13 protein-coding genes and 6 pseudogenes are annotated in these 26982 nt (G+C 72.5%); 7 read left to right on the top strand and 12 right to left on the bottom strand.

Features of this window, described 5'->3' with window-relative positions:
• The 3 genes and pseudogenes from ACZ6IM_RS39735 to ACZ6IM_RS39745 all read left to right on the top strand — a co-directional run.
• Positions 1-233, top strand: a pseudogene (locus ACZ6IM_RS39735) (hypothetical protein); the annotation flags it as partial.
• Between the two features lie 20 nt (positions 234-253).
• On the top strand, positions 254-934 hold the full coding sequence (locus ACZ6IM_RS39740) for a GntR family transcriptional regulator (RefSeq protein ID WP_469563915.1): 681 nt from the start codon (positions 254-256) through the stop codon (positions 932-934).
• Between the two features lie 951 nt (positions 935-1885).
• Entirely contained in the window at positions 1886-2056 is a 171-nt protein-coding gene (locus ACZ6IM_RS39745; RefSeq protein ID WP_238696687.1) for a hypothetical protein, read from the top strand.
• 160 nt (positions 2057-2216) lie between these two features.
• Here the strand turns inward: ACZ6IM_RS39745 and ACZ6IM_RS39750 are convergent, their stop codons facing one another.
• A complete protein-coding gene (locus tag ACZ6IM_RS39750; RefSeq protein ID WP_469563918.1) occupies positions 2217-3191 on the bottom strand; it encodes an LLM class flavin-dependent oxidoreductase in 975 nt (324 codons plus the stop codon).
• Between the two features lie 86 nt (positions 3192-3277).
• On the opposite strand from ACZ6IM_RS39750, the gene ACZ6IM_RS39755 reads away from it, so the two are divergent.
• On the top strand, positions 3278-4057 hold the full coding sequence (locus ACZ6IM_RS39755; protein ID WP_469563921.1) for a helix-turn-helix domain-containing protein: 780 nt from the start codon (positions 3278-3280) through the stop codon (positions 4055-4057).
• On the opposite strand, the gene ACZ6IM_RS39760 is transcribed toward ACZ6IM_RS39755, so the two are convergent.
• Positions 4036-4458, bottom strand: a complete 423-nt coding sequence (locus ACZ6IM_RS39760) for a hypothetical protein (RefSeq protein ID WP_399936748.1) — start codon at positions 4456-4458, stop codon at positions 4036-4038. The genes ACZ6IM_RS39755 and ACZ6IM_RS39760 overlap by 22 nt on opposite strands.
• Positions 4459-4598: 140 nt before the next feature.
• On the opposite strand from ACZ6IM_RS39760, the pseudogene ACZ6IM_RS39765 reads away from it, so the two are divergent.
• Positions 4599-4765: pseudogene (locus ACZ6IM_RS39765) on the top strand (IS5/IS1182 family transposase); the annotation flags it as partial.
• 393 nt (positions 4766-5158) lie between these two features.
• Entirely contained in the window at positions 5159-5770 is a 612-nt protein-coding gene (locus tag ACZ6IM_RS39770) for a hypothetical protein (protein ID WP_469563924.1), read from the top strand.
• On the opposite strand, the pseudogene ACZ6IM_RS39775 reads toward ACZ6IM_RS39770, so the two are convergent.
• Together ACZ6IM_RS39775 and ACZ6IM_RS39780 are read right to left on the bottom strand one after the other, a co-directional pair.
• Positions 5756-5923: pseudogene (locus tag ACZ6IM_RS39775) on the bottom strand (ISL3 family transposase); the annotation flags it as partial. The gene ACZ6IM_RS39770 and the pseudogene ACZ6IM_RS39775 sit on opposite strands and share 15 nt — an antisense overlap.
• 368 nt (positions 5924-6291) lie before the next feature.
• Positions 6292-7230, bottom strand: a pseudogene (locus tag ACZ6IM_RS39780) (GlxA family transcriptional regulator); the annotation flags it as partial.
• A gap of 193 nt (positions 7231-7423) precedes the next feature.
• Between ACZ6IM_RS39780 and ACZ6IM_RS39785 the strand changes: the two are divergent.
• The gene (locus ACZ6IM_RS39785) at positions 7424-8674 is read left to right on the top strand and encodes a cytochrome P450 family protein (RefSeq protein WP_469563927.1); all 1251 of its coding nucleotides are present in this window, start codon (positions 7424-7426) and stop codon (positions 8672-8674) included.
• A gap of 264 nt (positions 8675-8938) precedes the next feature.
• Here ACZ6IM_RS39785 and ACZ6IM_RS39790 read toward each other — a convergent pair whose 3' ends face one another.
• The 8 genes and pseudogenes from ACZ6IM_RS39790 to ACZ6IM_RS39825 all read right to left on the bottom strand — a co-directional run bounded on the left by ACZ6IM_RS39790 (position 8939) and on the right by ACZ6IM_RS39825 (position 26567).
• Positions 8939-9445 carry a tetratricopeptide repeat protein gene (locus tag ACZ6IM_RS39790; RefSeq protein ID WP_469563966.1) on the bottom strand — a complete coding sequence of 169 codons (507 nt, stop codon included), beginning with the start codon at positions 9443-9445 and terminating at the stop codon, positions 8939-8941.
• A gap of 48 nt (positions 9446-9493) precedes the next feature.
• Positions 9494-9673, bottom strand: a pseudogene (locus ACZ6IM_RS39795) (IS5/IS1182 family transposase); the annotation flags it as partial.
• Between the two features lie 59 nt (positions 9674-9732).
• Positions 9733-9945 (bottom strand): alpha/beta hydrolase, encoded by a 213-nt coding sequence (locus ACZ6IM_RS39800; RefSeq protein ID WP_469563930.1) that lies wholly within the window; start codon positions 9943-9945, stop codon positions 9733-9735.
• Between the two features lie 363 nt (positions 9946-10308).
• Positions 10309-10533: pseudogene (locus tag ACZ6IM_RS39805) on the bottom strand (integrase core domain-containing protein); the annotation flags it as partial.
• A gap of 118 nt (positions 10534-10651) precedes the next feature.
• A complete protein-coding gene (locus ACZ6IM_RS39810) occupies positions 10652-17374 on the bottom strand; it encodes a beta-ketoacyl synthase N-terminal-like domain-containing protein (protein ID WP_469563933.1) in 6723 nt (2240 codons plus the stop codon).
• A 61-nt stretch (positions 17375-17435) separates the two neighbouring features.
• Positions 17436-23657 (bottom strand): SDR family NAD(P)-dependent oxidoreductase, encoded by a 6222-nt coding sequence (locus ACZ6IM_RS39815; RefSeq protein ID WP_469563935.1) that lies wholly within the window; start codon positions 23655-23657, stop codon positions 17436-17438.
• A gap of 50 nt (positions 23658-23707) precedes the next feature.
• Positions 23708-25291: a PfaD family polyunsaturated fatty acid/polyketide biosynthesis protein gene (locus tag ACZ6IM_RS39820; RefSeq protein ID WP_332057072.1), complete on the bottom strand. Its 1584-nt coding sequence runs from the start codon at positions 25289-25291 to the stop codon at positions 23708-23710.
• 67 nt (positions 25292-25358) lie between these two features.
• Positions 25359-26567, bottom strand: coding sequence for an SDR family oxidoreductase (locus tag ACZ6IM_RS39825; protein ID WP_469563939.1), 1209 nt, complete (start codon positions 26565-26567; stop codon positions 25359-25361).
• Positions 26568-26982 lie beyond the last annotated feature (415 nt).

Here is a 26982-nt window from a genome sequence, read left to right on the forward strand (position 1 = left end):
TCGGCTACGCCCGCACCCCCGAGGTGACGGAGACGATGCTGGAGCGGATGTTCCTGGGCACCGCGTCGGCACCGCACGACCGCATCCTGGACTTCGCCATCCCCGTCACCGGCTCGCTGTTCTGCCCGCGGGCCCCGCGGCCCGGCCGTACCGGTTGCCCGTGCGGGCCGACGGGGCCCCGCCCGCACGAGGCCGTGTCCTATTCTTGCAGCAGAGCCCAGCACGGACCCTGACTGCTTGGAGGTGACCGCTCTTGACTCCTGTACGCGCCAGTGGTCCGGGTGGCTCGGAAGGCGTCAGGAGCCGGCACATCGCCGACATCCTGCGAGAAGAGATCCTGGCCGGAGAGCTGAGCCCCGGTACCTGGCTGCGCCAGGACGAACTCGCGGCGCGTCTCGGCGCCAGCCGGATCCCGGTGCGAGAGGCGTTGCGGATCCTGGAGTCGGAAGGGCTCACGGAGTCGTTTCCCAACCGGGGGTCACGCGTACCTGTGCTCAGCCTCGAGGACGTGCACATCCACTACCGTATGCGTGAGCGCCTCGAGCCCCTGACCCTGACAGAGAGCCTCCCCCGTCTCACCGCCGACCACCTGGGCGACCTGGAACGCATCCAGGGCGAGATCGAGAGCCAGAGCGACGTCAAGCGGTTCTTGCTCCTGGACCGGGACTTCCACATGACGACTTACGCCGCCTGCCCCAGCGACCACCTGCTCGCCATGACGGAGCGGCTGTGGAACGCGACGCAGCACTACCGTCGGGCGTTCATGGAGCTGGCGGACCCGGGACGGGCCGCCGTCGTCAACGCGGAGCACCGACTGATCCTGGACGCCGTGCGGCGCCGTGACGCCGAGGACGGCGAGCGGTACCTCACGGGGCACATTCGTCGCACCCGGGTCGAACTCACGGCGCATCCCGAACTCTTCGCCGGAGGGTGATACCGGCCCGGGACGTGCGGTCCGGCGTCTCCGGCGGCGGTGGAGGGCCTGCCGTGCGGCCCACCGGCCCCAGGTCGCCGGGCGTATCCACGCGGTCGACAGGAACGGCGCGGCAGCCGCGTAGCCGGCCCGCCGTCGCTCGGCTCGCAGTGCGGTCCCGGCCGCGACGACACCGCCGAGGGAGACCACCGGGGCGAGCGTGGGGAGATCCGTCATGGCGAGCGCAAGCGCCGACAGTCCCGCGACGGCACCCGTCGCCTCGACGGGAACGGTCGCGCGCGGGCATCCCCCCGATGTGCCGCCACCAGGGCCGCGACGGCGGGTACGACGCGCACCAGCTGCTGTGTGATGCTCCACCAACCCGCTGACGCTCCAATCGCGCAGGCCAGGGCCGCGGCGTGGACGAGGACGGGGGCGGAGAACGGGCGGAGTCCCGGCCGGACCGCGACGGCGCCGAACGGGAGAGGTCCACGTGCCGTTCACCGAAGGACGTGCCACGGCGCCCGCCGGAGCGAGGCTCCGGCGCTGCGGGTAGGGCGAGGCCGTCTACTGGGTCGGCTCCGGCGACTGGACGTTCACGTCGGTGTATGCGCCCGGCGCGTCCTGAGTTCCCCGGCGGCGCGCCCGCATCGCGCTACAGGCCCTGGCCACCGGTCCGCCCTGTGACCCCGTGCGCTCTCGGTCGTTTCCTGACCACCGGGCCGGTGAAGGATGGGAGCCGGAAGACCGCGGGCGAGAGCGTCCGCTGGGGGGAGGTGAAGCGGCTGATCCCGCCCCCTGGCCGTGTGCACGCCCGACGAGGATTCGTGCATGTCGTCGCCCGGCGCGGTTCCCACCGCAGAGTGCAAGCGACTGACTCCAACGACTGCGACCCGTTCCGCTCCCCGGCCTGCAACCGAAGTAGGGGGTGTCCAATAGACGGCGGATCCGGTGATCAAGGAGACGCCTGAAGTGATCGAGACCATCAGCGAGCACGAGACGGTGGAGGAGCCGGTAGTCGAGTCGGCCGTGGAGAGGGTGTCGGACGAGCAGTTGATCTCGATGCTGGTCGACCGGGCCCGTTCCGACGGGCGGCGGCTGACCGGTGAGAGCGGGCTGCGGCAGCAGCTGACCAAGCCCTGAGCATCGTCACAGACCTCGAACAGGCTGCTACCTCAGTGGCGAGCGGGAGGGCAGGCGCACCCGCTACACCCTCCACCGGGCGGCATCCTCCGCCATCCAGCAGAGGCACACCTGCCCATCCAGGGTCCGTAATCGTCGCTTCGTGTCGACTGGGCCAGGCTCAGGAGCCTTCCGAGGTGGAGGCGTGATCCGCTGCCGCTTGAACGGCGGGGATCAGGTCTGCGATCTGTTCGAGCTGGTCGTGCTGGGAATGCAGGTCCAGGGCACCGAGGCGGGCGACGATGTGCCGAGCACCGGCGGCGACGTACTGTCTTAGATGCTCAAGCACCTGGTCCGCGGAGCCGGTGACAACTGCCTGGATCTTTTCCAGCTCCTCCAGTGGCATGCCGTATGTGACCCGCGCGTAGTCGTCCAGTGCCCGACGGCCGCTCTCGATGTCGTTGTCGATCCATACCGAGACGAATAGTGCGGGGGTGATGTCCTCGGTCTCGCGTCCCGCTTCGGTCGCCGCTTTGTGGACCTTGCGGAGGCCGGACGTGTAGTCGGCGGGGGCAGGCGGGTAGGGCAGCCATCCGTCGTACTGTCGGCCAGTGCGGGCCAGTGCTGCGGGGGTCGCGCCGCCGAGCCAGATGGGCGGGCCGCCGGCTCGGGACGGCCTCGTCGTGGGCGGGATGTCATCGAACCGGAGGATCTCGCCGTGGAAGGCGTCGGCGCCGTCCCACAGGGCACGCCACAGCGCGACAGTCTCGTCCAGGCGGGCAAAGCGCCTTTCCCACGGCAGCTCGGACAGTGTGTACAGGGGCCGCCCGAAGCGGCCAGGGAAGCCGGCGCCGACGGTCACGGTGAGCCGGCCACCGGACAGCAGGTCGATCGACGCAAGTGCCTGCGCGGCCTGGACCGGCCGACGGAGGAACGGCATCAGTGCAGCTGTGCCCAGTGTCACGGTCCGGGTCACCGGGGCGAGTACGGCCAGCATCGTGAGCGCCTCGATGCGCGGGCTGATCAGAGAATCGTTGACGAAGAGCGAGGAGAGCCCCAAGCGTTCGGCGTAGCGGCCGAAGGCAACCAGCTCACGAGGGTCGTCGGCAGGGCCCCACTGGGCGGTTCCGGTCGGAAGCAGTACACCGATGTCCATGTCGGCAATGTTCAGGACCGGTGCAAGTGGCGACAATTCCCTGCGGGGAATGGCCTGGGACCTTGCGCCGCCGATACAACAGGCCCGTGGACTTCCCTCGCACGCTTCGTGAACGTCGTACCCGCCGTCATGTCAGCCAGCTCGATCTGGCGCTGCGAGCGGGCACCACCCAGCGCCACCTCAGCTTCATTGAATCCGGCAGGTCTGTCCCGGGCCGGAACATGGTCGTGCGCCTGGCCGAGTCGCTGGAGCTGCCGCTGCGGGAGCGCAACGAACTGCTGCTGGCCGCCGGGTATGCGCCCGCCTACCCGGAGAGTTCACTGGACGAACCGGTGCTGGCCCCCGTGCGCACGGCGATCGACCACATCCTCCGCGGGCATCTGCCGTATCCGGCGCTGGTTGTGGACCGAGGCGGTGACCTGATCGCCGCGAACGCCGCATTCGACCTGATCACCGAGGGCGCGGCTGACGAGCTGGTGGGTCCCGGCACGAATATTTACCGCCTGGCGCTGCATCCCGACGGACTGGCTCCCCGCATCCTCAACCTCGCCGAGTGGGCGCGCCACATCCTGGTGCGCCTTGGCCATCTGGAGGAGTTGCGCGCCGAGCTCACCGGGTACGTTCCCGAGCTGGAGCCGTCCGCCGGGCAACTCGGTTTCGCGGTGCCACTCCGCCTGCGGTCCTCGTACGGTGAGCTCCGCCTGATGACGACTGTGACGACCTTCGCGACCGCCGTCGACGTGACGCTTGCCGAGCTGAAGCTGGAGGCGTTTCTGCCGACCGACCCGACGACGGCCGAGGCTCTCTCAGCAGCCGCCGGGGCAATGGGTTTTGCTGCCGCCGCTCAGGAGCCCGGGAACATGTAATCGGTCTTGATGCGGCCGTTGTCGTCAAGTACGACGATGTCCGAACCACCGCCCACCACGTCGCCGGTTGCGGTGGACACCGCCTCCCAGCCGATCCTGACCACGCCGTTGAGGCGTATCGCCCCGGGGCGCGCCCGGAAAGCGAATCCCTGTTTCTCGACGAACCGCTCGTAGCTTCGCGCCACTCGGGTCTCGATGGCGTCGTATCCCTGTGCCTCCAGAGTCGGGTGGTCGAAGCCGAGCTCCGCGGCGGTCTCCCGTATCTCCGCAGGCGGGTGAAGGATATGGGTGCCGTCCTCGGCCCAGAGTTGCTCGATGGCCGCGCGGCGCTCTACCGCATCGGGCACATTCCATTGAGCCATGTAGCGGTCGGCCAACTGCTGCGGGTCGATTTCGATCATCTTCGTCTCCTTGCGCGGGCAGGTCCATTCGGACCAGATCCTGCGGGGCGCGGTGGAGACCGACAATTCCCCGTAGGGAATGGGACTTTCGAGTCAGAGACGACCGCGGTCATGCATAGTCTCAGTGGAATGATCACTATGTGAGTGGCGTGATGACGACGTCGGTACCGTCCTGGATGGCTCCGTTCACTGGGCTGAGCCCGGCGGCTTTCGGCAGCTGGTGGCGCAGCTGCGACGCGAGGGCGCCGACGCTTCCGGCCGGGGACGACCGTGGAAGCTGTCGCTGGAGGACCGAGTGCTGCTGGTGACGCACCAGCCCGATAACCGGCCGCTCCAGCCGCTGGGACGGTTCATCCGCGTCCACGCTCGGCTTGCCACCAGCCCCGTCTTTGACTGATGGTGGGCAGCAAACATCATGAGGCCGGTCCACCCGGCCCGCGACCGTCCTTGAACTGCTATTGGCTGCAACCGACGCTGTCAAGGACACCCGGCAGAGCTCGCGTTGGCGCGTGGTCTGCCCGCAGGCACCCGGCCGCGGGCTTCGGCTCGGTCGTTCCCGCCCGGACGGCGCCTCAGGGCGGCTTCCGTGATTGGTGACAACCCGTCACGGTTACTGACGATCGGGGAGCGTGGTGCTTGCTGTTGGTGGGTGCCATGATCGGCTGTGGCTGGCTGAAAAGTGCAGAGAAGGGGAGGGCGAGTGGGGAGGTTCACCGTCGAGCAGCTTCGGGTAGTCGATTTCGTGGAGCGCGTGCGGCGACGCCCAGCGAGGTATTTCCTCGTCGACCAGGGCAGTCCCGAGCTTCCCACCGAGGTCCTGCGGGCGGTGGCCTGGGACGCCCTGCACCGTCGCGACGGCAGGCATGGACAGATCAGTATCGAGATCGGATCTGATGTCAGCTTCACCGTGGAGAGCGATCAGCGCCCCGGCGTCGATGAACGGGAGAGGCTTCTGCCGGGATTCTTCGGTTCCCTGCTCGACGTGTTCGACATGCAGCGTTGGGCCCCCTCCGCAGCTGCCGCACTCAGCGTCCGCACAGTCATCGAAGTGTGGCTGGATGGCCACGGCTATCGCCAGGCGCTGGTCGGGATGGACCCGAATGGTCCCAGGGAAGAGTTCATAGCGCCGAAACCGTTCGGGACGCGGACCACGTTCCACCTCGATCCTTCATTCTGCGGTCCGGGCGAGGCCATCGCCTGGGCGCTGCGGCCCGAAGAGCTACACGGCGAAGCATGCAAGGGAAGTCGCTCACCCGCGGCGTTTCCGATCCACGATCTTCGCGCGGGGGCTGAGGAGTCACTCAGCGAGTAGGAGTCGTTTTCGCAGAAGGTCGAAGCCCGCGCGGCCGAACATCTGGCGCTTGAGCATCTTCATCCGGTTGACGTGTCCTGCGACCACGCCTGAGTTCCGGGGCAGAGTGAGGCCGGCGATCACGGCGTCGCGGTCGCGCTCGATGCCCGCGGCGAGGGTGTGGAAACTGGGCAGGTCGTCCTGGTGGACGGCCTCGAGTCATTCAGGGAGCCGTTGGCCCTGGCGCTCGGTGAGCATCTGGGCGAAGGACCGGACGTGGCCGGTCAGGGCGTCTGCGGTACGCGGTGTCCGCGACGGTCGGCGCCGCACGGCAATTGCTGCCGGCGGCCCGCCCGGTTTCTGGCGTGGGCGCACCGGGCCGGACTGCTGCGCGTCACCGGGCGCACGTGCCAGTTCCGCCACCGATCCCTCCAGAAGTGGCTGATCGACGAGGCACAGCGCCGGCCAGAACCCGAGAAATGACGTCGTCGCATGGGACGGCCTGGTGCCCGTGAGGTCGGGTTGCTTTGGGTCTGAGCTTCTCAGCCCTCGGATCCTGGCTTCCGTGGCGTTGTTCCGGCCGGGCTCGAGGTGCGGAAAGTGCGCCGGTATGCCGACGGGGCGACGCCCGCCTCCGCTGCCAGGTGCCGCCGCAGCGAGGTGGCGGTGGCGAAGCCGACCTCGTGGGCGACGCGTTCCACCGGCAGGTCGCTGGACTCCAGCAGGTGCCGCGCCCGCCGCAACCGTTGCTGGGTCAGCCAGCGGCCGGGGCTCACGCCAGTCCCCTCCCGGAAGCGCCGGGAGAAGGTACGGGCGCTCATAGCCGCGTGCGCGGCCATCTCGTCCAGCGACAGAGGCAGGTCCAGCCGGTGTAGCGCCCAGTCGCGGGTCGGCCCGGTTCCGGTTCCGCTTGCAGGCGGCAGTGGCCGCTCGATGTACTGTGCCTGTCCGCCGTCCCGGTACGGTGGCATGACACAGGTTCGGGCGACCTGGTTGGCCACCTCACTGCCGTGGTCCTGGCGCACCAGGTGCAGGCAGACGTCGACACCGCTCGTCGCCCCCGCGGAGGACAGCACGTCACCGTGGTCCACGAAGAGCACCCCGGGGTCGAACTCGACGCGGGGAAACAGCTCCTGGAAGTAGTCGGTGAGCGCCCAGTGGGTGGAGGCCCGGCGCCCGTCCAGGAGACCGGCGGCTGCCAGAAGGAAGGCGCCGGTGCAGATGGACACCAGTCGGGCGCCGGGACGGACACGGGACAGGGCGGCGAGGGCCGAAGGGTCCGGGGCAGCCGAGGCCGGAGAGATCGCGAACGGGGGGATGACGACGGTGTCCGCCTCGGCCAGCGCCTCCGGACCGTGCCCGGGGGTGACGGTCAGGTCCGAGTCGGTACGCACCGACCGCCCGTCCACGCTCGCGGACAGCACCTCGGAGCGACGGTCGTCGCCCAGCTGGAGGACCCGTTCGAAGTGATGCGTGGCGACGTGTCCTTCGACCTGCTGAAGCGGGTGTGACGCCGAGAGCGGATCCGGTCGGGTGTCACAAGCCGGTGGGCGGCACGGTCAGTTGTACGTGACCGACACCGACCGTCACCCACACCGACACCCGGGCCGTCGGCTCACCGCTCGGACGATTCGAGCTGCTGCCGCCATCCCTGCCGTCCGCCTTGGAGCCTCCATGCCCGAACAGTCGTCGACGCCCCTCGTCCTGGATCCCGCAGCCTCCGACCACCACGCCGAGGACCAGGCGTTACGCGACCGTGGCCCGGCCACCCGTGTGGACCTCCTGGGTCTGACCGTCTGGTCGGTGACGGACCCCGCCCTCCTCAAGCAACTGCTCACCAGCACGCAGGTCTCCAAGGACGGCCGCGCCCACTGGCCCGCCTACGCCGACACCGTGTCCACGTGGCCGCTGGCCCTGTGGATCGCTGTCGAGAGCATGTTCACGGCGTACGGCGGCGACCACCGCAGGCTGCGCCGGATGGTCGCGCCGGCCCTCAGCGCCCGCCGCGTCCAGGACCTGCGCCCGAGCGTGGAGACAATCGTCACGATGCTCCTCGACGACCTCGAAGCGCGGCCTGCCGGGGAGAGCGTTGACCTGCGCGAACACTTCGCGTACCCGTTGCCCATCGCGGTCCTGGGCCGCCTCATGGGCATCCCCGACAGTCAACTCCAAGGCTTCCGCAACGTGGTGGACGGCGTCTTCGACACCACGGCCACCGCCGCGCAGGCCGCCGAGAACACGGCGTCCCTCTATAAGGCCCTCGACGACCTGATCGCCACCAAGCGCGCCGAACCCGCAGACGACATGACTTCCCTTCTTATCGCCGCCCGCGACGACGAGGGCGACGGCGGCGGTTTCACCGACGGCGAGCTGCGCGACACGCTCCTGCTGATGATCAGCGCCGGTTACGAGACCACGGTGAACGTCATCGACCAGGCGGTCACCGCTCTGCTCACCGACCCCGAACAACTCAGCCACCTCCGCGCGGGCCGGGCGACCTGGGACGACGTCGTGGAGGAGACGCTGCGCCACGAACCCGCCCTCAAGCACCTCCCGCTGCGCTACGCCCTCACGGACATCGCTCTGCCCGACGGCCGGACGATTCCCCGCGGCGAGGCGATCCTCGCCTCCTACGCAGCCGCCAACCGCCACCCCGACTGGCACGGCCCCACCGCCGACCGCTTCGACATCACCCGCCTGAACAAGGACCACCTGGCGTTCGGTCACGGCGTCCACTTCTGCCTGGGCGCCCCGCTGGCCCGGATGGAGGTGGCCACGGCGCTCCGCCTGCTCTTCACCCGCTTCCCGGACATCGAACTGGCTGTTCCCGCTCGCGAGTTGCGGACCCTCCCGACCGCGATCGGCAACGGCCACCGGACCCTGCCGGTCCGCCCCCGTCGTATGACCGGTGGGCCCGCCCGCTGACCCGTCCGAACCAGTGCAGGCAGTGGGGAGGCCGTTCCGTACGGAACAGCGCGTCCGCACGCGTGCGTCTCGCCCGTAGCCTTGCCGTCTCACCTGCCCCGGCCCGCACGGCAGCGCTGCGTGTCGTGCGCAGCGGATCACGACCTCAACCGGGCCGGAGCGGACCGGCCCGCCTGGTGCTCGTGGATGTCCGAGGCGGTTATGCGGTCTGTCAAGCAGTCTCAGCCTGTAAGTGTCTCAAGGCTCGGGGCGGCCCTCTTCTGGTCATTCAATGCCGCGTGAGCGCGGACTCATCTGGCCCGGGAAGTGGTCGGCTTGATCGGACCGAGGCATGGAGCGAAGCCGCTCCCTGGCTTCTGTCGCGAGGTCAGCGGCATCCTGCCAGGCGCCGTTCGCCGCGTGCTGGAATCCCTCCTCAGCCCCGGCGCAACCTCCGGAGGCCGCGAGACTATTGCCGAGGTCGATGGCAGCCATGCCCCCCTGTACCGGATGACCGCTCGCCATGATCCGACGGTAGACGCTTCTTGCCTCTTGCTCATGACCGAGCCGGTCCAGCATGACGGCCACCTCGAAAGAGGCGGCGGGCGAGTACTGAGGGTGACCAGTTGCGATGGCGCGTTCGTAGGCTGTGCGAGCGGCATCGTCGTCGCCGCTCTGCTGGTACAGACCGGCCTGGTCGGCGGCGGCGAGCTCGGCATCGCCTTCGGCGGCTGCGGCTTGGTACGCCTCACCCACTGACGTCACCGCGTTCCTCGCCAACAGCAGCCCCACCAAGATCAAACCAGCATGTTGATTCCGTGCGAGCCCTTACTGACCGTCTCAGAATGATCGCAAGAGCCGCCGCAGGCAGATGATCGAGCAGGCGAGTTCGAGGAGACCCCGGTGAAGGTCTGTCCGGCGCTCGTAGCGGATGCGCAGGCGCTTGAACTGGTGCAGCCATGCGAACGCGCGCTCGGTTGGGCTCCGGCCGGTGCCCTGACCGCCGGCGAGGCCGGACCGTCGGGGCTGGACCGGCACCGGCGGCGCGTGCGGTGCGCCGCCGGGGGAGAGGGGCGTGATCAGCGGGCCCGCGCCGCACAGGTGCGGTCGCTCACGGGCCGCTCGCACGTGGCCAGGAAGGCGACGACCGCGTCCTTCGCGCACTGGTTGCTGCCGTAGGAGTAGACGCAGCGACCGCCCTGGTCGACGGTGATTGTCGTAGCGCGTGAGCCGCCTGCCTGAGGCAGGCGTCGGGCTGCGGCCAGCGGTGTACCGGAGTGTTCGTTCGGCACTGGGACGACATCCGCCGGTCGCCGATGCGTACCTGCGACTCGACCGGGGCGCCCGGCCAGTACGCGCACGGGCCAATGTCGGCTGTCATGGCACCCAGCATCGGGTCAACGGATCCGGTCGACGGCGACCTGCGCCCGGTAGAGCCGGATCGATCGCGGCGAGGCGGTCGGAGGACACGTTCTCTGGGGCGTCCCCGGCACCCTGCGTCAGGGCCTGCCGGCAGTGGAGTGCCGGTGTTGAGGCCTTCCAGAGCCGGGCCACGGTGGTCATGTCTCCGTCGCACACCCCAACGTCAGGGGAATCTTGCCAGGAGCGTGCAGATCGGGACTGCTGCATGATCGGGTGACAGCGGCGGTTTGCGCAGCCAGAGCTGCGGGTGGGGTCATGATGGTCTCGTACTCGACGGGGGTCAATCGGCCCAGGCGTCGTTGCCGTCGGCGCCGGTGGTAGGTCCGCTCGATCCAGGTGACGATCGCGATCCGCAATTCCTGGCGGGTGGCCCAGACGCGGCGGTCGAGGACGTTCTTCTGCAGCAGTGCGAAGAAGCTCTCCATGGCTGCGTTGTCGCCGGCGGCCCCGACCCGGCCAGCCCCGGACAGAACGCATCACCGCCGGGACAGGGAAGGCAGCCTGCCCGGCGGCGAGGGCCAGCACGGCGGTCGTTCGAGCCTGGCGGCCGAACCTCGGGATGGAGGACCGAGCAGATCACCGCACGGGCGGAGGGTCCGACACCACCCGCATCCCCAGCCCCCGTACCCGGTAGATGCACGTGTCGTCGCCCCACAGCGTCGCGTCCGCCACGGCATAGGGCCCGCGTGCGTCCGTACCGGTCTCCACGATGTCCATGTCCACCCGGATCAGCCGGTTGGCGGGGGTGATCTGGCCCCGGTACGTCCACACCGTCTCCCGGCCGGGCAGCACCGGATCGAACCGGGGGTGGACGATCCCGTCCGCCGCGCCGCCTTCGATCAGGTGGTACTGGAGCAGCTGGCACATGGCCTCGACCCCCAGGGAGCCGGGCTGCACCGGGTCCTGGAAGAAGTGGGCCCGGAAGAACCAGGCGTCCGGGCGCACGTCCTTCTCCGACCGCAGTCGGCCGAGCCCCGCGCTTCCGCCCTCCGGCCAGGAGCCCGTGACCCGGTCCAGCATCAGCAGCATGCGGCCCGGCAGGCGCAGCTCCCCGGCGCAGTAGCGGGCGGGCCTAGCGGTCAGGTCGACCACTCGGTCGCAGGGCTCGTCGAGACGGGCGCGTTCCTCGGCCGGAACCGGCAGCCCTTGCTGGTCGTCGAACGCCGACCGGGGGAAGTAGCCGAAGACCGTGGTGAGTTCGGTGAGGGGCGCGTCGTCGGCCGTGCACACCACCCGGAACGACTCGATGATCATGTCCCCGCTGCGCGAGACACGGGTCAGTTCGGCCCGGGTGCGGATCGTGCGCGTCCCGGAGGTGACCTCGCCGGTGACCGTCTTCACTCCGTCCAGGTTGCGGAACAGCAGGTCCTGCTCGCTGGTCGTCGCGCTGCCGGCGTACGAAGCCAGCCACCCGCAGGGCTGCAGCGCGACCTCCATGAGGACCGCGAGCGGCATGCACCGGGACGGGTTCTGCTCGAAGTACCACGCCCGTTCCGGTACCTCGTACTCGGCGACGACGACGCTGCCCTCTCGCATGCCGCCCTGGACGCCGTCCACCGAGACGATCCGGCTCATGAAGTGGTAGGGCGGCCCGGGGAGCCTGGCGACCCTGCGGGTGCCGTCGAAGGGTTCGTACATGGTGCCGAACGCCTCGCTGGGCCTGCCCCAGGCGCACGCCAGCAATGACGCGTAGTCGAAGCGGAACCCATCGTCCGCGACGGCCACCGCCTTTTCCTCCCGGTGCCCGGACAGCCCGCCGAGCCGTTGCGGCGGCACCGGCGCTCCGTCCTCCTGCACGGCGGGCGGGCCCGAGCCCCGCCACTGCGACAACGGCCAGTCGGGCACCAGCCGCAGTGCCATGCCGCGCCCCAGGAACGCCTTCCTGCCGTCCACCGACCCGAGGACATCGGCGTGGAGCGTCGGCACCGGCCCGGCCGAGATGCCCCGGACGAACACCTCGTAGACGATCCTCCGGGACTCCGGGGTCACCTGGCCCCGGCACATGGTCCGGGACGGCTGGGTATCGACCGGCTCGAAACGCCAGCCGTCCCGGTCGACGGTGTGGCCCGAGGCCGTCAGATGGAAGGCCATGGCCTGGAGACCGGCCTGGAGCATCAGGGTGCCCGGCATGCAGGGGTCGTTCTTGAAGTGGCCGGTGAAGAACCAGTCGTCCGGGGACACCGCAGTCTCGGCGCGCAGATACCCTCGGCCCCACGGTCCGCCGTCGGGGTCGAACACGGTGACCTCGTCCAGCAGGCGCAGCCGCTCCCCGTCGAGCATGGGTGTCCGCACATGGGCTGCCGTCGCCTCCCAGCCCCGCCCGAAGCACTCCGCGGGCGACCCCTGCGCCAGGGCCCGCACCCGGTCCGTACCGAAGCGGGTCCGCTCGCAGCGTACGGCCGGAGGGTCGAACGGAAGGTCGTCGCCGGGAGCGTGCTCGACCGGGTCCCAGCGCACCCCGCCACCGGCGGCGAGCTCGGCGGGGGTGAAGAACCCGGCTTGGCCCTCGCGGACGCTGAGCCGCAACTCACCGTCCACGTAGCAGTCATAGTGGAAGAAGGCCAGCCGGACCCCGCCCGCCTCCGCGTGGCCGTCCACATGGATCTCGAAGCGCAGGGTGTCGCCGGGGCGGGGCGGGCCGCCATGGAACGTCACCTCGCAGCCGAGCAGGCGGTAGACGCGCTCGCCCCGGTTGAGCAGGTCCGCCCCCAGCCAGCTGAGCAGCAGCAGATCGGCCTGTCCCGCCTCGATCAGCACGCCGGCCGGCATGCGTCCCGTCGCGTCCAGATACCAGCTGTCGGTCAGGACGTCGGTCTCCGTCCAGATCCGCCCGTCCGTGCGGACCGGCCCCGGCAGGACGAGCGCCGCGGGCACCGCGTCGATGGCGGTGACCCGGTCGGCGAAGAGCATGGGCGGTCCGGGCATCCGGGTCTGCACCGCGTACCGGTCCTGCTCGGCGAAGCGCGGACCGAACAGCGTGGAGATCTCCCCGGAGGCGAGGTGCTCCAACTGGGCCCGGTCGAACACCGGCTTCGCCCCCGGGACAGGGACCGGAGCCGGAGCCGTGCCGGGGCGCGGGGCTGCTGATGGGCCCGGCGGCCGCACGGGGACGGGCGGGGCGCCTGACGGTCGTACGGGGAGGGCGACGGACGGCGGTACGGAGGCAACGCCACCCTGGGGTGGGGAAACAGCCATGCGTCCGGCGTCCGCCCGGCCGCCCGCCGTCAGCGCCGTGACGGCCAGCGCGGACACGTGCAGGAATCGCCGGTGGGCCTCCGCGTGCGCGGCCATGATCTCCTCGTGCACCAGGGCGGCCCGCCGGCTCTGCCGGGCGATCGTGCCCGCGACCGCCGGCGACCCCAATGCCGGGGACGCCGGGTCGGACAGCCGGGACACCGGCCCCACCGCGGCGGCGGATACCGCGGCAACCGGGGCACCGGGCCGTTCCCCGGGAGCGGGCCGCTCCGTCGGCACCGGCGCCAGCTCGGGGGCCCGGGGCAGGACGGTCACGACGGGCTCCAGGGGCGGCACGCAGGGCGTGGGGGGTACGGCAACGGTGACGGTGGGCCCGGGGGTCGGCAGACCGGTAGCAGCCTCGGCGAGCCGTGCGGTCAACGCGTCGGCCCGCACCGGCACCCCCGCCACCACGAGTTCACCGACGGCCAGGCACAGATTGCGCAGCCCGGCGTCGTCCGGGGTGTCGAGCGCCACGGCCACAAACTCCCGGTCCCCGAGGACCCGCTTGATCCAGCCGGTGCACAGCTTCCGGGGCCCGTGCTCCACGAAGACGCGGACACCGTCCGCCCACGCCCGCTCGATCGTCGCCGCGAAGTCGATCGTGCCCAGTCCCTGAGCGGTGAGCGCTTCGGCGGCCCGCTCGGTCGTCGGACGGTACGCCCGGCCGGTGGCCCCGCTGTAGAACCGGACCCCCGGCACCTCGACCGTGGGGCGGCGGTGGGCCTCGCGCCACACCTCGCGGACCTCCGCCAACTCCGGGGAGTGGGCGGCCATGTCGTAGTCCAGCTCGATCGCCCGGTCCACGCCCAGCCGGGTGACCACGGCCGCGCACGCCCCGGACTCGCCGCCGACGACGCAGACCCCCGGCGCGTTCACCGCCATCAAATGGACCGCCCGCTCCCCGGCGAGCTCCGCGCGCACGGCCTCCAGCGGCGCGGCGACCAGATAGCTCGACCAGCGGTCACCGCCGATGCCGCGCTGCCGCCAGTAGCGCCGCACCGCCCGCAGCTCACCCGTGAGCTCCGTGGTGAACAGCCCACTCTCCCGCGTCGCCTCGTACAGCCCCGAGGCGTCCGGCCACGCGCCCAGCGCGACCAGCGCCGTCGACTCGCCCGAGGAGTAGCCGATCGCGGCGTCCGGCCGCAGGCCCAGCACCTCACGGCTGAACACGGTGTGGAAGACCGCCAGTTCGGCGACGGACCAGATCTGGTCGAGTACGCCAGGCCCCCTCCCGGAGCGCAGCCGCGTCCCGATCGCCCGGTGCCCGGCACGGACGCTCTCGCCCAGCGACGGGCACGCCAGCGTCAGCGCGTGGCCCATCCCGGGGTACGCGGCCGAGCCGTTGGTGTACACGAAGGCGGTCTCGCCGCCGACCGGCGCGTCCCGGTACAGGACATCCGCCGGGCGGGCCCCGCCCTCCGCCAGCCAGCGACGGGCCGCTTCGCGGCGCTCCGCCCAGGCGGTGCCGCCGTCCGCCACGAGAGCCAGCCGGGCCGGACCCGCAGAGGACTCGGTCCCGGCCTCCAGCGCGGCCAGCACCTGAGCGCGGTCCGCGCCGGAGAAGACGCGCAGGCGCGGGGCGGGCCCCGGCAGCCACGGCCGGGGGTCCCCGGCGCGCAGCCGGACGCTCATGGCCGGCCCCTCCGCCGGTACGGCGACGGCCCGCGCGGTGTGGGTGACGGCCGCCGTGTCGGCGGGCGCGTCGGGGCGGGGGACCGCGCGGTGCTGGAGCGAGAGCGCCGCGACGGCGACGGACACCAGCCCGGATGCCGCATGGGCGCGCCCGAAGGCGGACGCAGGATCGAATCCGGCGTCCGGGCCGTCGCCGATGACCATGTCGGGTTCGTCGCCGGCTTCCTCGTCCAGCACGGCGACGACGGTGTCCCCGTCCCGGCGGGCGGCGTCCAGCGGCTTGAGGACCAGGACGACCGCCGCGTCACCGGGCTCCACGCCGGGAGCGGACTCCTGCACGGCGGCCCGGTGGACCGCTTCGCAGGACAGGTCGGTGGCGCCGACGAGCGCGGCGTCGACCTCCCCCGACCGCAGGGCGCGGGCCGCGGCCTCCAGCGCCACCAGCCCGGACGCCTCCTCGGCGGACACCGTGAAACTCGGTCCCGCCAGGTCCAGTTGGGTGCTGATGCGGTTCGCCGCCAGGTTCGGCATGCTGCCCACCACCCCCTCCGCCGTCATGGGCGGGGTGAAGGCGTCCCGGGCGAGGTCCACCCACGCCGCGGTGACGGGCACACCCGACTCCTCCAGCCAGTGGGGAATCCGCCAGCGCGCGCCCGCCCGGGCCACCTCCGGGTCCACGCCGGTACCGATGACCACCATGGTCCGCTCCCGGGGCAGCTTCACCGTCCGGGCGGCCTCCCGGGCGGCCTCCAGCACCAGGAGTTGATGGCGTACGGTCCGCTCCAGGGCGAGCGGGGGGAAGCACAGGCCCGTCAGCTGCACGGCGATCTCCGCGACCGGGCCGCGCCGTTCACCGCCCAGCACCGCCTGGCGGAGGTCCTCGACCGACGTTCCCTCCCCGACCCGCGCCCCGATGGCGACGATCGCCACGGGTACCGCGCATGCCCCGGGCGTACGGTCGCCCGGCGCACCGCTGTCGGCTGCCGCGGCCGGGGTGTCCGGCGCGTCGGGTTCCGGCACCGGGTCCTGCGGTGCCCGGTCCGCCGGTGCGGCCCGCCGCGCGCTGGGCCGCGGTCCGTACGCCGGCCGGGGCACGGAGGGCGGGGGAGCGTCGTCCGGGTCGTCGAGGAGCAGGTGGGCGTTGGTCCCGCCGAACCCGAACGCGCTGACCGCCGCCCTGCGGGGTCCCGCCCACTGCTCCGCGGTGTCCAGCACGCGCAACGGCGTACCGGACAGGGCGTCCAGCGGCCGACGCGCGCCGAGTGTCGCCGGGCGCACCCCGGAGCGCATCGCACCCAGCACCTTCAGCAGCCCCGCCACGCCCGCCGAGGCCAGCAGATGCCCGATGTTCGACTTCGCCGAACCGATCGGCACGTCGTCGGCGGCCCCGAAGACCCGGGCCATGCCCCGTGCCTCCACCGCGTCGCCGACCGGGGTTCCCGTCGCATGGCACTCGACGAGCGACACCGACTCGGGAGCGACGCCCGCCGCCTCGTACGCCAGGCGCATCGCCCGCACCTGGCCCTCCTCGGACGGGCTGATCAGACCGGACCCCCGCCCGTCGTTGGACAGCCCCACCCCGCGGATCACGCCGAACACGGGGAGCCCCGCCGCGCGGGCGTCGGAGAGCCGCGTCAGGGCGACGAACCCGGCGCCCTCGCCGTGCACCAGCCCGTCGGCGTCCCGGTCGAAGGGGCGGCTGCGCCCCGTACGGCTCGTCGCGGACAGACCGCAGAACCCCACGTGCAGGTAGAGAGGGTCGGGCCGGCTGACCGCACCGGCCACCATCAGGTCGGCCGTGCCGTCGTGCAGGCGGTCGCACGCCAGCTTGATCGCGTACAGCGAGGAGGCGCAGGCCGCGTCGAGGGACCACGCCCCGGCCCCGAGCCCGAGGGCGCGGGCCGCGAGCAGGGCCGGGAGGCCGGAGGAGAAGCGGTTGCGGGCATCGGGGCGGGGGTGGCGTCCACCCGTCAGCAGCGCTTCGCGGAGCTCCGGGCGCTGCGCCGACAGCCAGACGTGTTCGGCGAAGGCCGCCCCGGTGGGGGTGGGGTACGACAGGTTGCCCAGGATCAGCCCGCCGCGCCGCAGCGGTGTGGTGCGGCCCGCCTCCGTGAGCGCCTGCCGTACCCCGTAGAGCACCCAGTGGAAGAGCGGGTCCAGCGTCGCGATCCGCTCCGGGGAAAGGAGAAAGCCTTCCGGGTCGAAGACGGATTCGAACCCCTCGACGTACCCCCCGATGTCGGTCCAGGTGCGGTCGAGATGGTCGTCCACCGTGCCCATGACCCGATGACGCGGCAGCCGCCACCGGCCTTCCGGGGCCGCCGTCAGACTCGTACGCCCGGCGGCGACGTTCTCCCAGAACCCGTCCGGGTCCAATGCGCCGGGCAGGACACAGCCCCGGCCGACGATGGCGATCGGTTCGAAACGCATGCGGGTCTCACTTCACGGCGGGGTGGAGAGGGCGGGTTCGGACAGGAGGGAGAGTGCCCGGTCAGGAGGGGCGGCTGACGAGTTCGACGCCGGTCAGCTCCAGCAGGACGGATCCGCCGGGTCCGATCAGCGCGGCGTCGCAGCGTGCCCCGGTGTCGTGGGCCTTGCGTCCCCGCACCACACAGCGCACGGCGTCGTCCACCGGGCCCCGCCGGTACACCCTGCACTCCGCGACGGCCATCGGCAGGGTCGCCGTCCCGAGCACCTTCTCGCCCCAGAGCAGCGCGAGTTGCAGCGCGCCGTCCACAGCGGCCGGATCCAGCGGACCGTGCCCGCCCGGCCAGCCCAGGGACCGCAGGCCCGCGACCGTCGCCTCCGCCCCGTGCTCCGACACACCGCGCACTTCGCGCAGGGCGTGGAACCGGGGGCCGTGGAAGAGGACGCCCCCGTGGTACGGCGCGGCCACGTCGAGCGGCTTCAGGTCCGCCGGGGTGTCCCAGGAGGACCGGTCGGGCGCACCGTCGCCGGTGTCCACGACGGCACGGAAGTGCGCCGGGCCCTCCTCGCCCCGCAACTCCGCCTCCAGCCCGGCCGGGGAGCCGGGCGCGCCCCGGCTGCCGAGCACGGTGAGCCGGTGGCCCACGCCTTCCAGCTCCGGCAGGTCGTACTTCCGGTACACCCGCAGATCACGCAGGACCAGCGGCCCCTCGGTCGGCAGCCAGGCCGCCGCGGCGCCCGCGAACCAGTTCAGGACCAGCGCCACGGGCAGCACCGGGACACCGGCGGGCGCGTGGTCGGCCAGCTGCGGCAGGGTGTCCGAGCTGACCAGCACCTGTGCGCGCAACCGCTCGTCCGCGGCGGCCGGCCCGTCGCCCGCCGTCAGCACGACACGGGCCTCGCCGGCCGCACCGTCCAGTTCGGCGGTGCAGGCCGCGGCCCCCTGGGCCGGGGGGATGAGCGGCACCCCGGCCCGGCCGAAGTGCGCGGCCAGGGCCGGGGTGACCATGCCGCCCTGCCAGGGGCCCCAGGCCACGCAGCGCACCAGGCAGTCGGGGCGGCGAGCCTGCTCGGCCGACGCGACCTGCTGGAGGACCTCGTTGGCCATGGCGTAGTCGCTCTGGCCCGCGTTGCCGAACACGGCGGCCACCGAGGAGAACAGCAGAATCGTGTCCAGGGGATCGTCCGCCGTTGCCGTCAGCAGCGCCCGCAGACTGTCCACCTTCGTGGCCATGACCGGCTCGGCCTGCTCGTCGGTCTTGTCCGCGATCCGCTTGTCGGCGAGCACGCCCGCCCCGTGCACGATGCCGGTCACCGGCCCCCACGTCGCGCGCACCTCGCGCAGCGCCGCGGTGAGGGCGTCGGCGTCCCGGACATCCACCCTGACGTACCGGGCAGGCGAACCGGCGGCCTCCAACCCGGCCAGCGTCGCCCGTACTTCGCGGGCGGCGAGAATCCTCCGGGCCTCCTCCGCGATCCGGGCGGGCGAGGACCCCTCCGCATCGCCGGCCCGCTCCGCGAGCAGTCGGGTGAGGGCCCGTTCGTCGGTGGCCGATGCCAGGCCGGCGGGCTCGGCGGCAGCCTCCGTCCGTCCGAGCAGGACGATCCGCGGCCGGTGGGTCCTGGCCAGGTCGAGCAGCGCGGCGGCGGTCACCCCGCGGGCACCGCCGGTGGCCACGATCACGGAGTTCTCGCCGATGCGCGGGGCGCCGCCGGGTGTGAGCGGGCCTGGCACCATCCGCAGCAGGGCGCGGGTGCCGTCCGCACGAAGGCCGACCTCCGTGTCGGCTCCGCCTTCGAGCAGTTCGCACACGATCGCGTCGGCGACCTCTTCGTCATCCCGCCCGCCCCGCTCGCAGTCGAGCACCCTCACCTGGACGTCCGGCCACTCCTTCGCGGCGGTCCTCGCCAGTCCGGCCGTCCCGCCCAGCCACGCACGGCCGGGCGCGTGTCCGCCGAGCCCGAAGTCGCCGCCGGTGTCCTGGACGGTGACGAACAGGCCGCCGCCCCCGGCCGCCCGCGGTGCCAGCGCGCGCGCCGCGCGGAGCGCCGAGCGGTGGACCTCCCGGGCCTCGTCCGGTGTGCCGCTCGCGGACAGGCCGCCGAGGTGGATGACGCCGCGCGCCCCTTCGGGTACCTCCGCCACAGCGGTGGCGTCCACACCGCGCTCCGCCAGCTTCCGGGCCACGAGGCCGACGACCGGGCACCCCGTCACGTCCTCGCCGCTCACCACGACAGGCCCGTCCAGCAGCCCCGCCGTGGCCAGCCCGGACGGCGGGGACTCCACCATGCGCGGCACCAGCCGGGTCAAGGGCGTCCACCCGTCCGCCCCCGCGTCATCGGCGGACCGCCCGGATCCGTCGCCGCGTACGGCCGGGACATCGACGGTCGTGGAGAACGGGGCGGCCTCGCGAGTCTTTGCCGGGGAGGGCTCGAACGCGTCCGCGCGGGGCGCGGGCACGCCAGGGATGTCCGGCTCCGGCGCGGACCCGGCGGCCCGGGCGCCGGAGGCGAGCGCCGCCGTGATCTCGCGCAGGGTACGGAGCTTGCCGAGCCGACCGGCGTCCCCGACCGCCACGTCGCCCACCCGGCGGCGCACGGCCGACAGAATCTCGACACGCTTGATGGAGTCGACGCCCAGGTCCGCCTCCAGATCCATGTCCACGTGCAGCATGGCGGTCGGATAGCCGGTGAGGTCGGCCACCACCGACAGGAGCAACTCCTCCAGCTTGGAGGAAGACAGCTCGGAGGAAGACAGCTTGGAGGAAGACAGCTCCGAGTAAGCAGGCTCCGACATCGACCGGTCCGGCGCCGACGCGTCCCGTGCCGGTGCCTCGGTCGGCGGTGCCGGCTCCGACACCGAGGGGCGCACCGCGTCGCGCACCGGAGGGGCGCTCGCCTCCGGCACGGGATACGGCGTCGCGGCCCCGACGACCGCCGCGGGAGCCGGCGCCGCCACCGGGGGCGCCACGGCGGCCGGTACGTCGAGCGGGCCGCCGGAGCGGGGGAGCGGCAGCGGAACGGGCGCGGTCACGGCCGGGACCGCACCCGGGACCGGCGCACCGAGCAGCGCGGCCAGGGTCGTCTCGGTCATCCTCAGGAAGGCCATATGGCTGTCCGTCAGCAGACGTTGACAGGCGAGGTGGGTCTCGGCGGTCTGCCGGTGGATGTTCTCGACGGTGAGCTGCCGATCGTCGCTGATGACCGGGCGGGCGTCAGCCGGCGCCTGGGCAGGGTGCGACGGCCCGAACTCCTGCTGCGAGGACGCGGCATCCGGCACGTATACCGGTGGCAGTGGCACGTCGCCGGGGGGCTGTGAGGGCAGAGCGACCGCCGGTGCGGGGGCGGCGACAGCCGGTACGGCGTCGGGGCGCGGCCCGTATTCCGGGGCGTGCGTCGGTTCGACGTGCGGGGTTCCGGAGGGCGGGAGCTGACCGTAGTTGGCTCCACTGATCTTCACGGTCATTCGGGGCTCGCGCTCCTTCGCTGGTGTTCCGGGCGATGCGTAGGGGGTCCAGAGGGGGACGAGGTCGAGGGGAACGCCCCGTACGGCGAGTTCACCGAGCGCGGCGTGGAAGGTGTCGGCACCCGCCCCGGCCGGCCGGTCGAGGGGCACGGCCGCGTGCTCACGGTCGCCGAGGATCTGCCCGACCAGGCCCGTGAGCGTGGCGCCCGCGCCGACCTCCACGAAGGTCCGCACCCCCGCCGCGTACATCGCCTCGATCTGGTCCTGGAAGAGGACCGGCGAGGCGAGATGACCGGCGACCCGGCGGCGCACCGCGTCCGGGCAGGAGGGGTAGGGCGCCGCGTCCGTGTTGCCGTAGACCTCGATCCGGGGTTCCGAGAACGTCACCGTGCGCAGGTGGGCGGCGAGCGGCTCGACAGCCGGGGCGACCAGCGGGCTGTGGAAGGCGGTCGACGCGGACAGTCCGCGGGAGGTGATCCCCGCGGCCGAGAAGGCGCTCCGCGCCCTTTCGACCGCCGCCGCCGAACCTGAGAGCACCGTCTGACGGGGCGAGTTGTGGTTGGCGGGCCAGATGTCTTCGAAGCCACCGCCGGCCAGTACCTCCGCTACGCGTTCGCGGTCCGCCGCCACCGCCAGCATCGCGCCCGGGCTGGCCGCCGCCTCCCGCATCAGCTCGCCGCGGATACGCGCCAGCCCGACCAGCGACTCCGCGTCCAGGGCGCCCGCGCAGTGCAGCGCCACCAGTTCGCCGAAACTGTGGCCGGCCACGCAGTCCGGCCGCAGCCCCAGTTCCCGCACCACCGCCAGCAGCGCCAGCGCGTGCACCGCCAGCGCCGGCTGAGCCCACTCGGTGGCGTTCAGCAGGGCCGCTCGGGCGGCGCGCTCCTCCTCGGTGAAGGCGGGCGGCGGGAACACGGCCCGGTGCAGCGGCCTTCCGTCGAAGCGGGTGGAGCCCAGCCGGTCCCACACGGCCTGCGCGGCCGGGGCCAGCATCGCGAGCCCGGCCCCCATCCCGACGTACTGGGAGCCCTGCCCGGGGAACAGGAAGCCGATGCGGCCGGGCGCGGGCTCTCCGTACGCGTACCGGATTCCGGAAGGGGCCGAGAACGACGCCTCGGGTCGCCGCCGGATGTGCGCGAGCGCCTGCGCGTACTTACCCCGCAGGTCATCGGTGTCGGTGGCAACGACGGCCAGCCGCACCCGGGCGGTGGGCGAGAACGCGGCGTGGCTTTCCCTCGCCAGCTCGGTCAGCGGCCGCCCGTCCTCGGGTAGTTGTTCCTCCAGGGCGGACGGCGAGGCGGCGGCGAACAGGACCAGCTCGCTCGACGCCGTGCGGTGGCGCAGGGCGGGGCGGCCCGTGTTCTTCGGCGCGGGGCGCGCAGGGGTGTCTGTATGCGTGTCCGATGAGAGGGTGGGCACGGTCGGCGGCGTGTATTCCTCCAGGGTGACGTGGAAGTTGCTGCCGCCGAAGCCGAAACTCGACACCGCCGCCCGGCGCGGATGACCGGCCGGCCGCACCCACGGCCGGGCCTCCGTGTTCACGTAGAACGGGCCGTCAGGGGCGGCGGCCGCCGGGTTCGGCCGTTCGACCTTGACTGTGGGCGGGAGCACCTTGTGGTGGAGGGCCATCACTGCCTTGAGCAGCCCCGCCGCGCCCGCGGCGCACTTGGTGTGCCCGATCTGCGACTTCACCGAGCCGATCGCGCACCACTGGCCGTCGGGACGTCCCGGGGCGCCGAACACCGCGTTGAGGGCGGCCAGTTCCGCGGTGTCCCCGGCCTTCGTGCCGGTGCCGTGCGCCTCGACCAGCTCCACGGTCTCCGGCGGGTAGCCGGCCTCCTCGTACGCGCGTCGCAGGGCCCGTTCCTGCCCCTCGGGCAGCGGGGCGTAGATCGCTGTGCTCCGGCCGTCCGACGAGGTGCCGATGCCCCTGATCACGGCGTGGATCCGGTCGCCGTCGCGCTCTGCGTCGGACAAACGCTTCAGGGCGTACATCACGACCGCCTCACCGAGCATCGTGCCGTCCGCCGCCTCCGCGAACGGGCGGCAGTCGCCGCTGGGGGAGAGCGCGGGCGTCTTGGAGAAGCACAGGAACATGCCGATGTCGTTCCCGGTGTCCACGCCGCCGCTGATGACCAGGTCCGCCCGGCGCAGGGACAGTTCTCCGACCGCCGTCGACAGGGCGGCCAGCGAGCTGGCACAGGCGGCGTCGGTGGTGTGGTTGACGCCGTGCAGATCGAACCGGTTGGCGATCCGTCCCGCGACGACGTTGCCCAGCAGCCCCGGGAAGGTCGACTCGCGCCACGGCTCGAAGCGGGCGGCGATGCGGTCGCACACGGCCTGCGCCTCGGCCTCATCCAGCCCGCTCTCCCGCAGCCCCGCCAGCCACGCGGGGCGCTGGGAACGCCCGTACATGTGCGGCAGCAGTTCGAGGGCGGCCGCCCCGAGGACAACGCCGGTCCGGTCCCGGTCGATCCCGGACGTCCCGCCGGCGTCCCTCAGCACCTGGTCGGCGACCATGAGGGCGAGCAGCTGGGAGGTGTCCGTGGCCGGCAGATTGGCGGGAGGCACCCCGTAGGCCATCGGGTCGAAGTCCACCTCGGGAAGGAAGGCGCCCCGGCGGGCGTACGTCTTGTCGGGGGCGGCCGGGTCCGGATCGTAGTGGTCCTCCACCCGCCAGCGGGAGGCGGGGACCTCGGTGATCAGGTCGCGGCCGCCGGTCACGACCCGCCAGTAGCCGGCTGCGTCCGTGGCGCCCGGAACCAGTGCCCCGACGCCGACCACGGCGATGGGGACCTGGCGGGGGGTGGAGCCGGACATGGTCTCTCCTCGGGGTCGGGCGGCGGCGGACGGTGCCGCGGCGGGGCCGCTCACGCCAGCTCGCGCGGCGTGTAGGTGAACGCCTCGGAAGGCAACGGAACGCCGTACGTGCGCAGTTGATGGGCGCGGGTGAGTGTCGCGGCCCCTTCCAGCAGGTTGAGGGCGATCTGCGTCACGGACCGGTGGGGCGGTTTTGCCAGGAAGGTGCCGGCCGCCCACCGGTTGAACGCGCCCATCGCCGGTCCGCACCAGATCTGGTAGTCGGCCCGCCGCGCGCTCTCCCCGGTGATCGCCCACCGGCTGGAACTGCCCAGGTACCAGCGGAACACCAGAGCCATGCGGTGTCGGGGGTCGGCCTCCGCACGGACGGTTTCCGCCGGATCGCGCTCCTCCCAGAAGGCACGCGTGCGCTGCCAGACCTCCTCGAACGGGGCGCCCAGCACGTCGCGTTCGATGGCGGTACGCAGCGCGGGCGGGATCTCCTCCAGCGAGCCGTGGTCACGGTAGGCCGTGTACAGGCGGCCGGCCCGCCGGGCGAACATCGTGCCCCGCGACAGCACTTGCAGCTTCACGCCCAGCTCGAACATGTCGGCCGACGGCGCCATGGCGACATCGGCGACGTCCGCGTCGCACAGCATCGCCTTGGCCTCGTCGGACAGACCGGCCTCGACCGCCGTCTGGTTCACCGAACCGGTGACGACGTAGGACGCGCCGAGAGCGAAGGCGGCGGCCACCGCGTCCGGGGTGCCGAGGCCCCCGGCCGCGCCGAGGCGGACCGGCCGCCGGTACCCGAACCGCCGGCAGACCGTGTCGCGCAGGGCGGCGATCCGCGGCAGCAGGACCGACAACGGCCGGTTGTCGGTGTGCCCGCCGCTGTCCGCCTCGACGGTGATGTCCTCGGCCACCGGCACCAGGGCCGCCAGGGCCGCCTCCTCGCGGGTCAGGCTGCCACGCGCGACAAGAAGGTCCAGCAGAGCGGACGGGGCGGGGGAGAGGAACCTCTCGGCCACCTCGGGACGGGAGAGCTTCGCGAGCAGCCGCGTACGCCGGACGACGCTGCCGCCCGCACCCCGGCGCAGGCCCTGCGCCGAGCACAGTACGACCGCAGGGGTCAGCTCCATGAACGCCGACACCGAGATCCGGGGGACGCTGCAGCGCAGCAGAAGCTCCGCGACCCGCCACTCCAGCTCCGGTTCGGCCGGTGAGTGGATGAGATTGACTCCCCAGTTCGTGCGGGACCCCAGCTCCTGCGCCAGCGAGTGCACAGCCCGCTCCACCTCCGGGAGGGGCAGGCCGCCCGCACCGAAGAAGCCGATCATCTCCGCCCGCGCCATCGCCGCGACCATGCCGGTGGTCGCGATGCCGTTCGCCATCTCCCCCGCCACATAGGGGAAGCGGACGCCGTGCGCCTCGCAGAAGGTCCGGCCGCCGAGCCACTCGGGATACAGCGGCGGCAGCGTGCCCAGCACCGGACCGGCGGGCGGCGCCCCGGTCGCGAGGCCCAGCTCCCGGCCGTCCGGGCCGCTGACGACGTGCACGGGTTCCCGGATCAGCCGGACACGGTCGGCGATCCCCTGGGGGGAGAAGACCGGCGGACGCACGGCAAGGGCGCGGGGAGCGGCGAGAACGGACACGGAAGCTCCAACGGGGCGGGACGGTTGCTGCTGGTCGGGCGTACGCCGTCTGCGACGTACGGGAAGCTCAGGAGCACGGTGCGGGCGCAGGGGCGGGCGGGGTGTCCGGGGGCCGGGGGAGCGCCCCGCTCCTCGGGGCCAGTCCGGACCACAGCCGATCGAGACCGACCGGAGCGCAGACCGCCGCCGGACCGAGCAGGGTCCTCACCCGGGTGTCGTCGAACCGCCGCCGGTGGGTGAGGTAGGCCGTGATGCCCGGGTAGAAATCGATCATGGTCTCCAGCGCCGAAGGGTCCTCCGGCTTGGCGTCGACCAGGTCGATCGAGAGGGGGACGAGCCGTTCCAGCAGGGCGACGACGGTGGGCACGGGGACATCGCGGTCATGGACGACGTGGTACGTGTCGACCCCACGTGAGGACGGCAGTTCGGACAGGCGGACCATGACGTCGGCCGCGTGCTCCACCGGTAGCAGGTTCAGCCGCCCGTGCGGGTGCCCCACCGTCCGTACCCGGGGCCGGGTCCCGGGGCCCGGCGACCCGGGAGCGCCGCGGGAAGGACCGTCCGTAGCCCCGGCGGCAGGGCCCGGGGCGGTCGGTGGTGCGGCGGCGGTGGCCCGTCGCGCGTCGCGCAGGATGCGCTCGACGACCTGCAGGGGGTGCGAAGGCAGCTCCGGGTGCGGGGGCACGTCCGTGACGAGGATGCTCGGCCGCAGCACCAAGGCCGGTCGCCCGTGCTCGCGGGACCAGGCGTGAACCAGCAGCTCCGCCTCGTACTTGGACTGTTCGTAGGCGTTCTCGAAACCGGCGCCGTCGTCCAGTTCGTCCTCGTACGCCACCCCGGTGCGCCGCGCGCCGGCCACGAACGCGGTGCTCACATGGCGCACCACCGGTTCCGCGCGCCCGGCGGCCGCCAGTTCCAGGACGTGGCGGGTGCCTTCGACATTGGTCCGTCGCAGCTCGGGAAGGTCCCCTTCCAGATGGATGCTTCCCGCGCTGTGCCAGATCGCGCCAAGGCTGTCGGCCAGCTCTCGGAACGCCCGTGCGGACAAGCCCAGCCGGGGCAGCGCCAGATCGGTCTCCACCACCCTCAGCCGCTTGGGCAGTCGTGCGAGGAACGCGCTCGGCGCACCCGTCAGTTCGAGGGAACGGGTGATGCGGTGCAGCGCGTCGCCCGAACCGGCGTGAGCCAGGACCGTCACCCACGCGTGCGTGTCGAGCAGACGACGTAACAGGCGCAGTCCGAGGAATCCGGTGGCGCCGGTGAGTGCGACGTGCACGAGCGTGGCTCCCAGAGCGGTGAGAAGGGCGGTCCCCTGCCATGCGGGGCGTGCGGAGGCGGAGCACCGGCGGTGCGGCGGACCGGAAGCGGATACGAGCGGCACGGCCGTCGACCGTCCCGCGGCGCGGGTCGTCGTCGGCGATCGCGCCGCGCACGGTCCGGATCGTCCCGCCGATCCGTGCTGCCGCTGCCCCCGGCTCTCCCGACGACCGTCCCGGACGGCGCTCACCAGGCCTTCGAACCCCGGTGATCTCCGGCGCCTTCCACACAATGGCAGACGGCGGACGGAACACACCCATCGATCCGCCCTGGCCACCCGAACGGAGGATGTCGCTCGACCGTCGGTGCCGTCGCCGCACGCCGCTCGGTCCGGTCGCTCTTTCGGGGGAACTCGTCGCGGTACCCCAGGATGA

Source organism: Streptomyces sp. NPDC042336 (genome assembly GCF_055581985.1).

What these genes read in the sequence shown, in the direction of transcription:
- ACZ6IM_RS39750 (WP_469563918.1), bottom strand. Translation starts at nt 3,191, where the DNA reads ATGGACATCGGTGTACTGCTTCCGACCGGAACCGCCCAGTGGGGCCCT.
- ACZ6IM_RS39760 (WP_399936748.1), bottom strand. Translation starts at nt 4,458, where the DNA reads ATGATCGAAATCGACCCGCAGCAGTTGGCCGACCGCTACATGGCTCAA.
- ACZ6IM_RS39785 (WP_469563927.1), top strand. Translation starts at nt 7,424, where the DNA reads ATGCCCGAACAGTCGTCGACGCCCCTCGTCCTGGATCCCGCAGCCTCC.
- ACZ6IM_RS39810 (WP_469563933.1), bottom strand. Translation starts at nt 17,374, where the DNA reads ATGCGTTTCGAACCGATCGCCATCGTCGGCCGGGGCTGTGTCCTGCCC.
- ACZ6IM_RS39815 (WP_469563935.1), bottom strand. Translation starts at nt 23,657, where the DNA reads ATGTCCGGCTCCACCCCCCGCCAGGTCCCCATCGCCGTGGTCGGCGTC.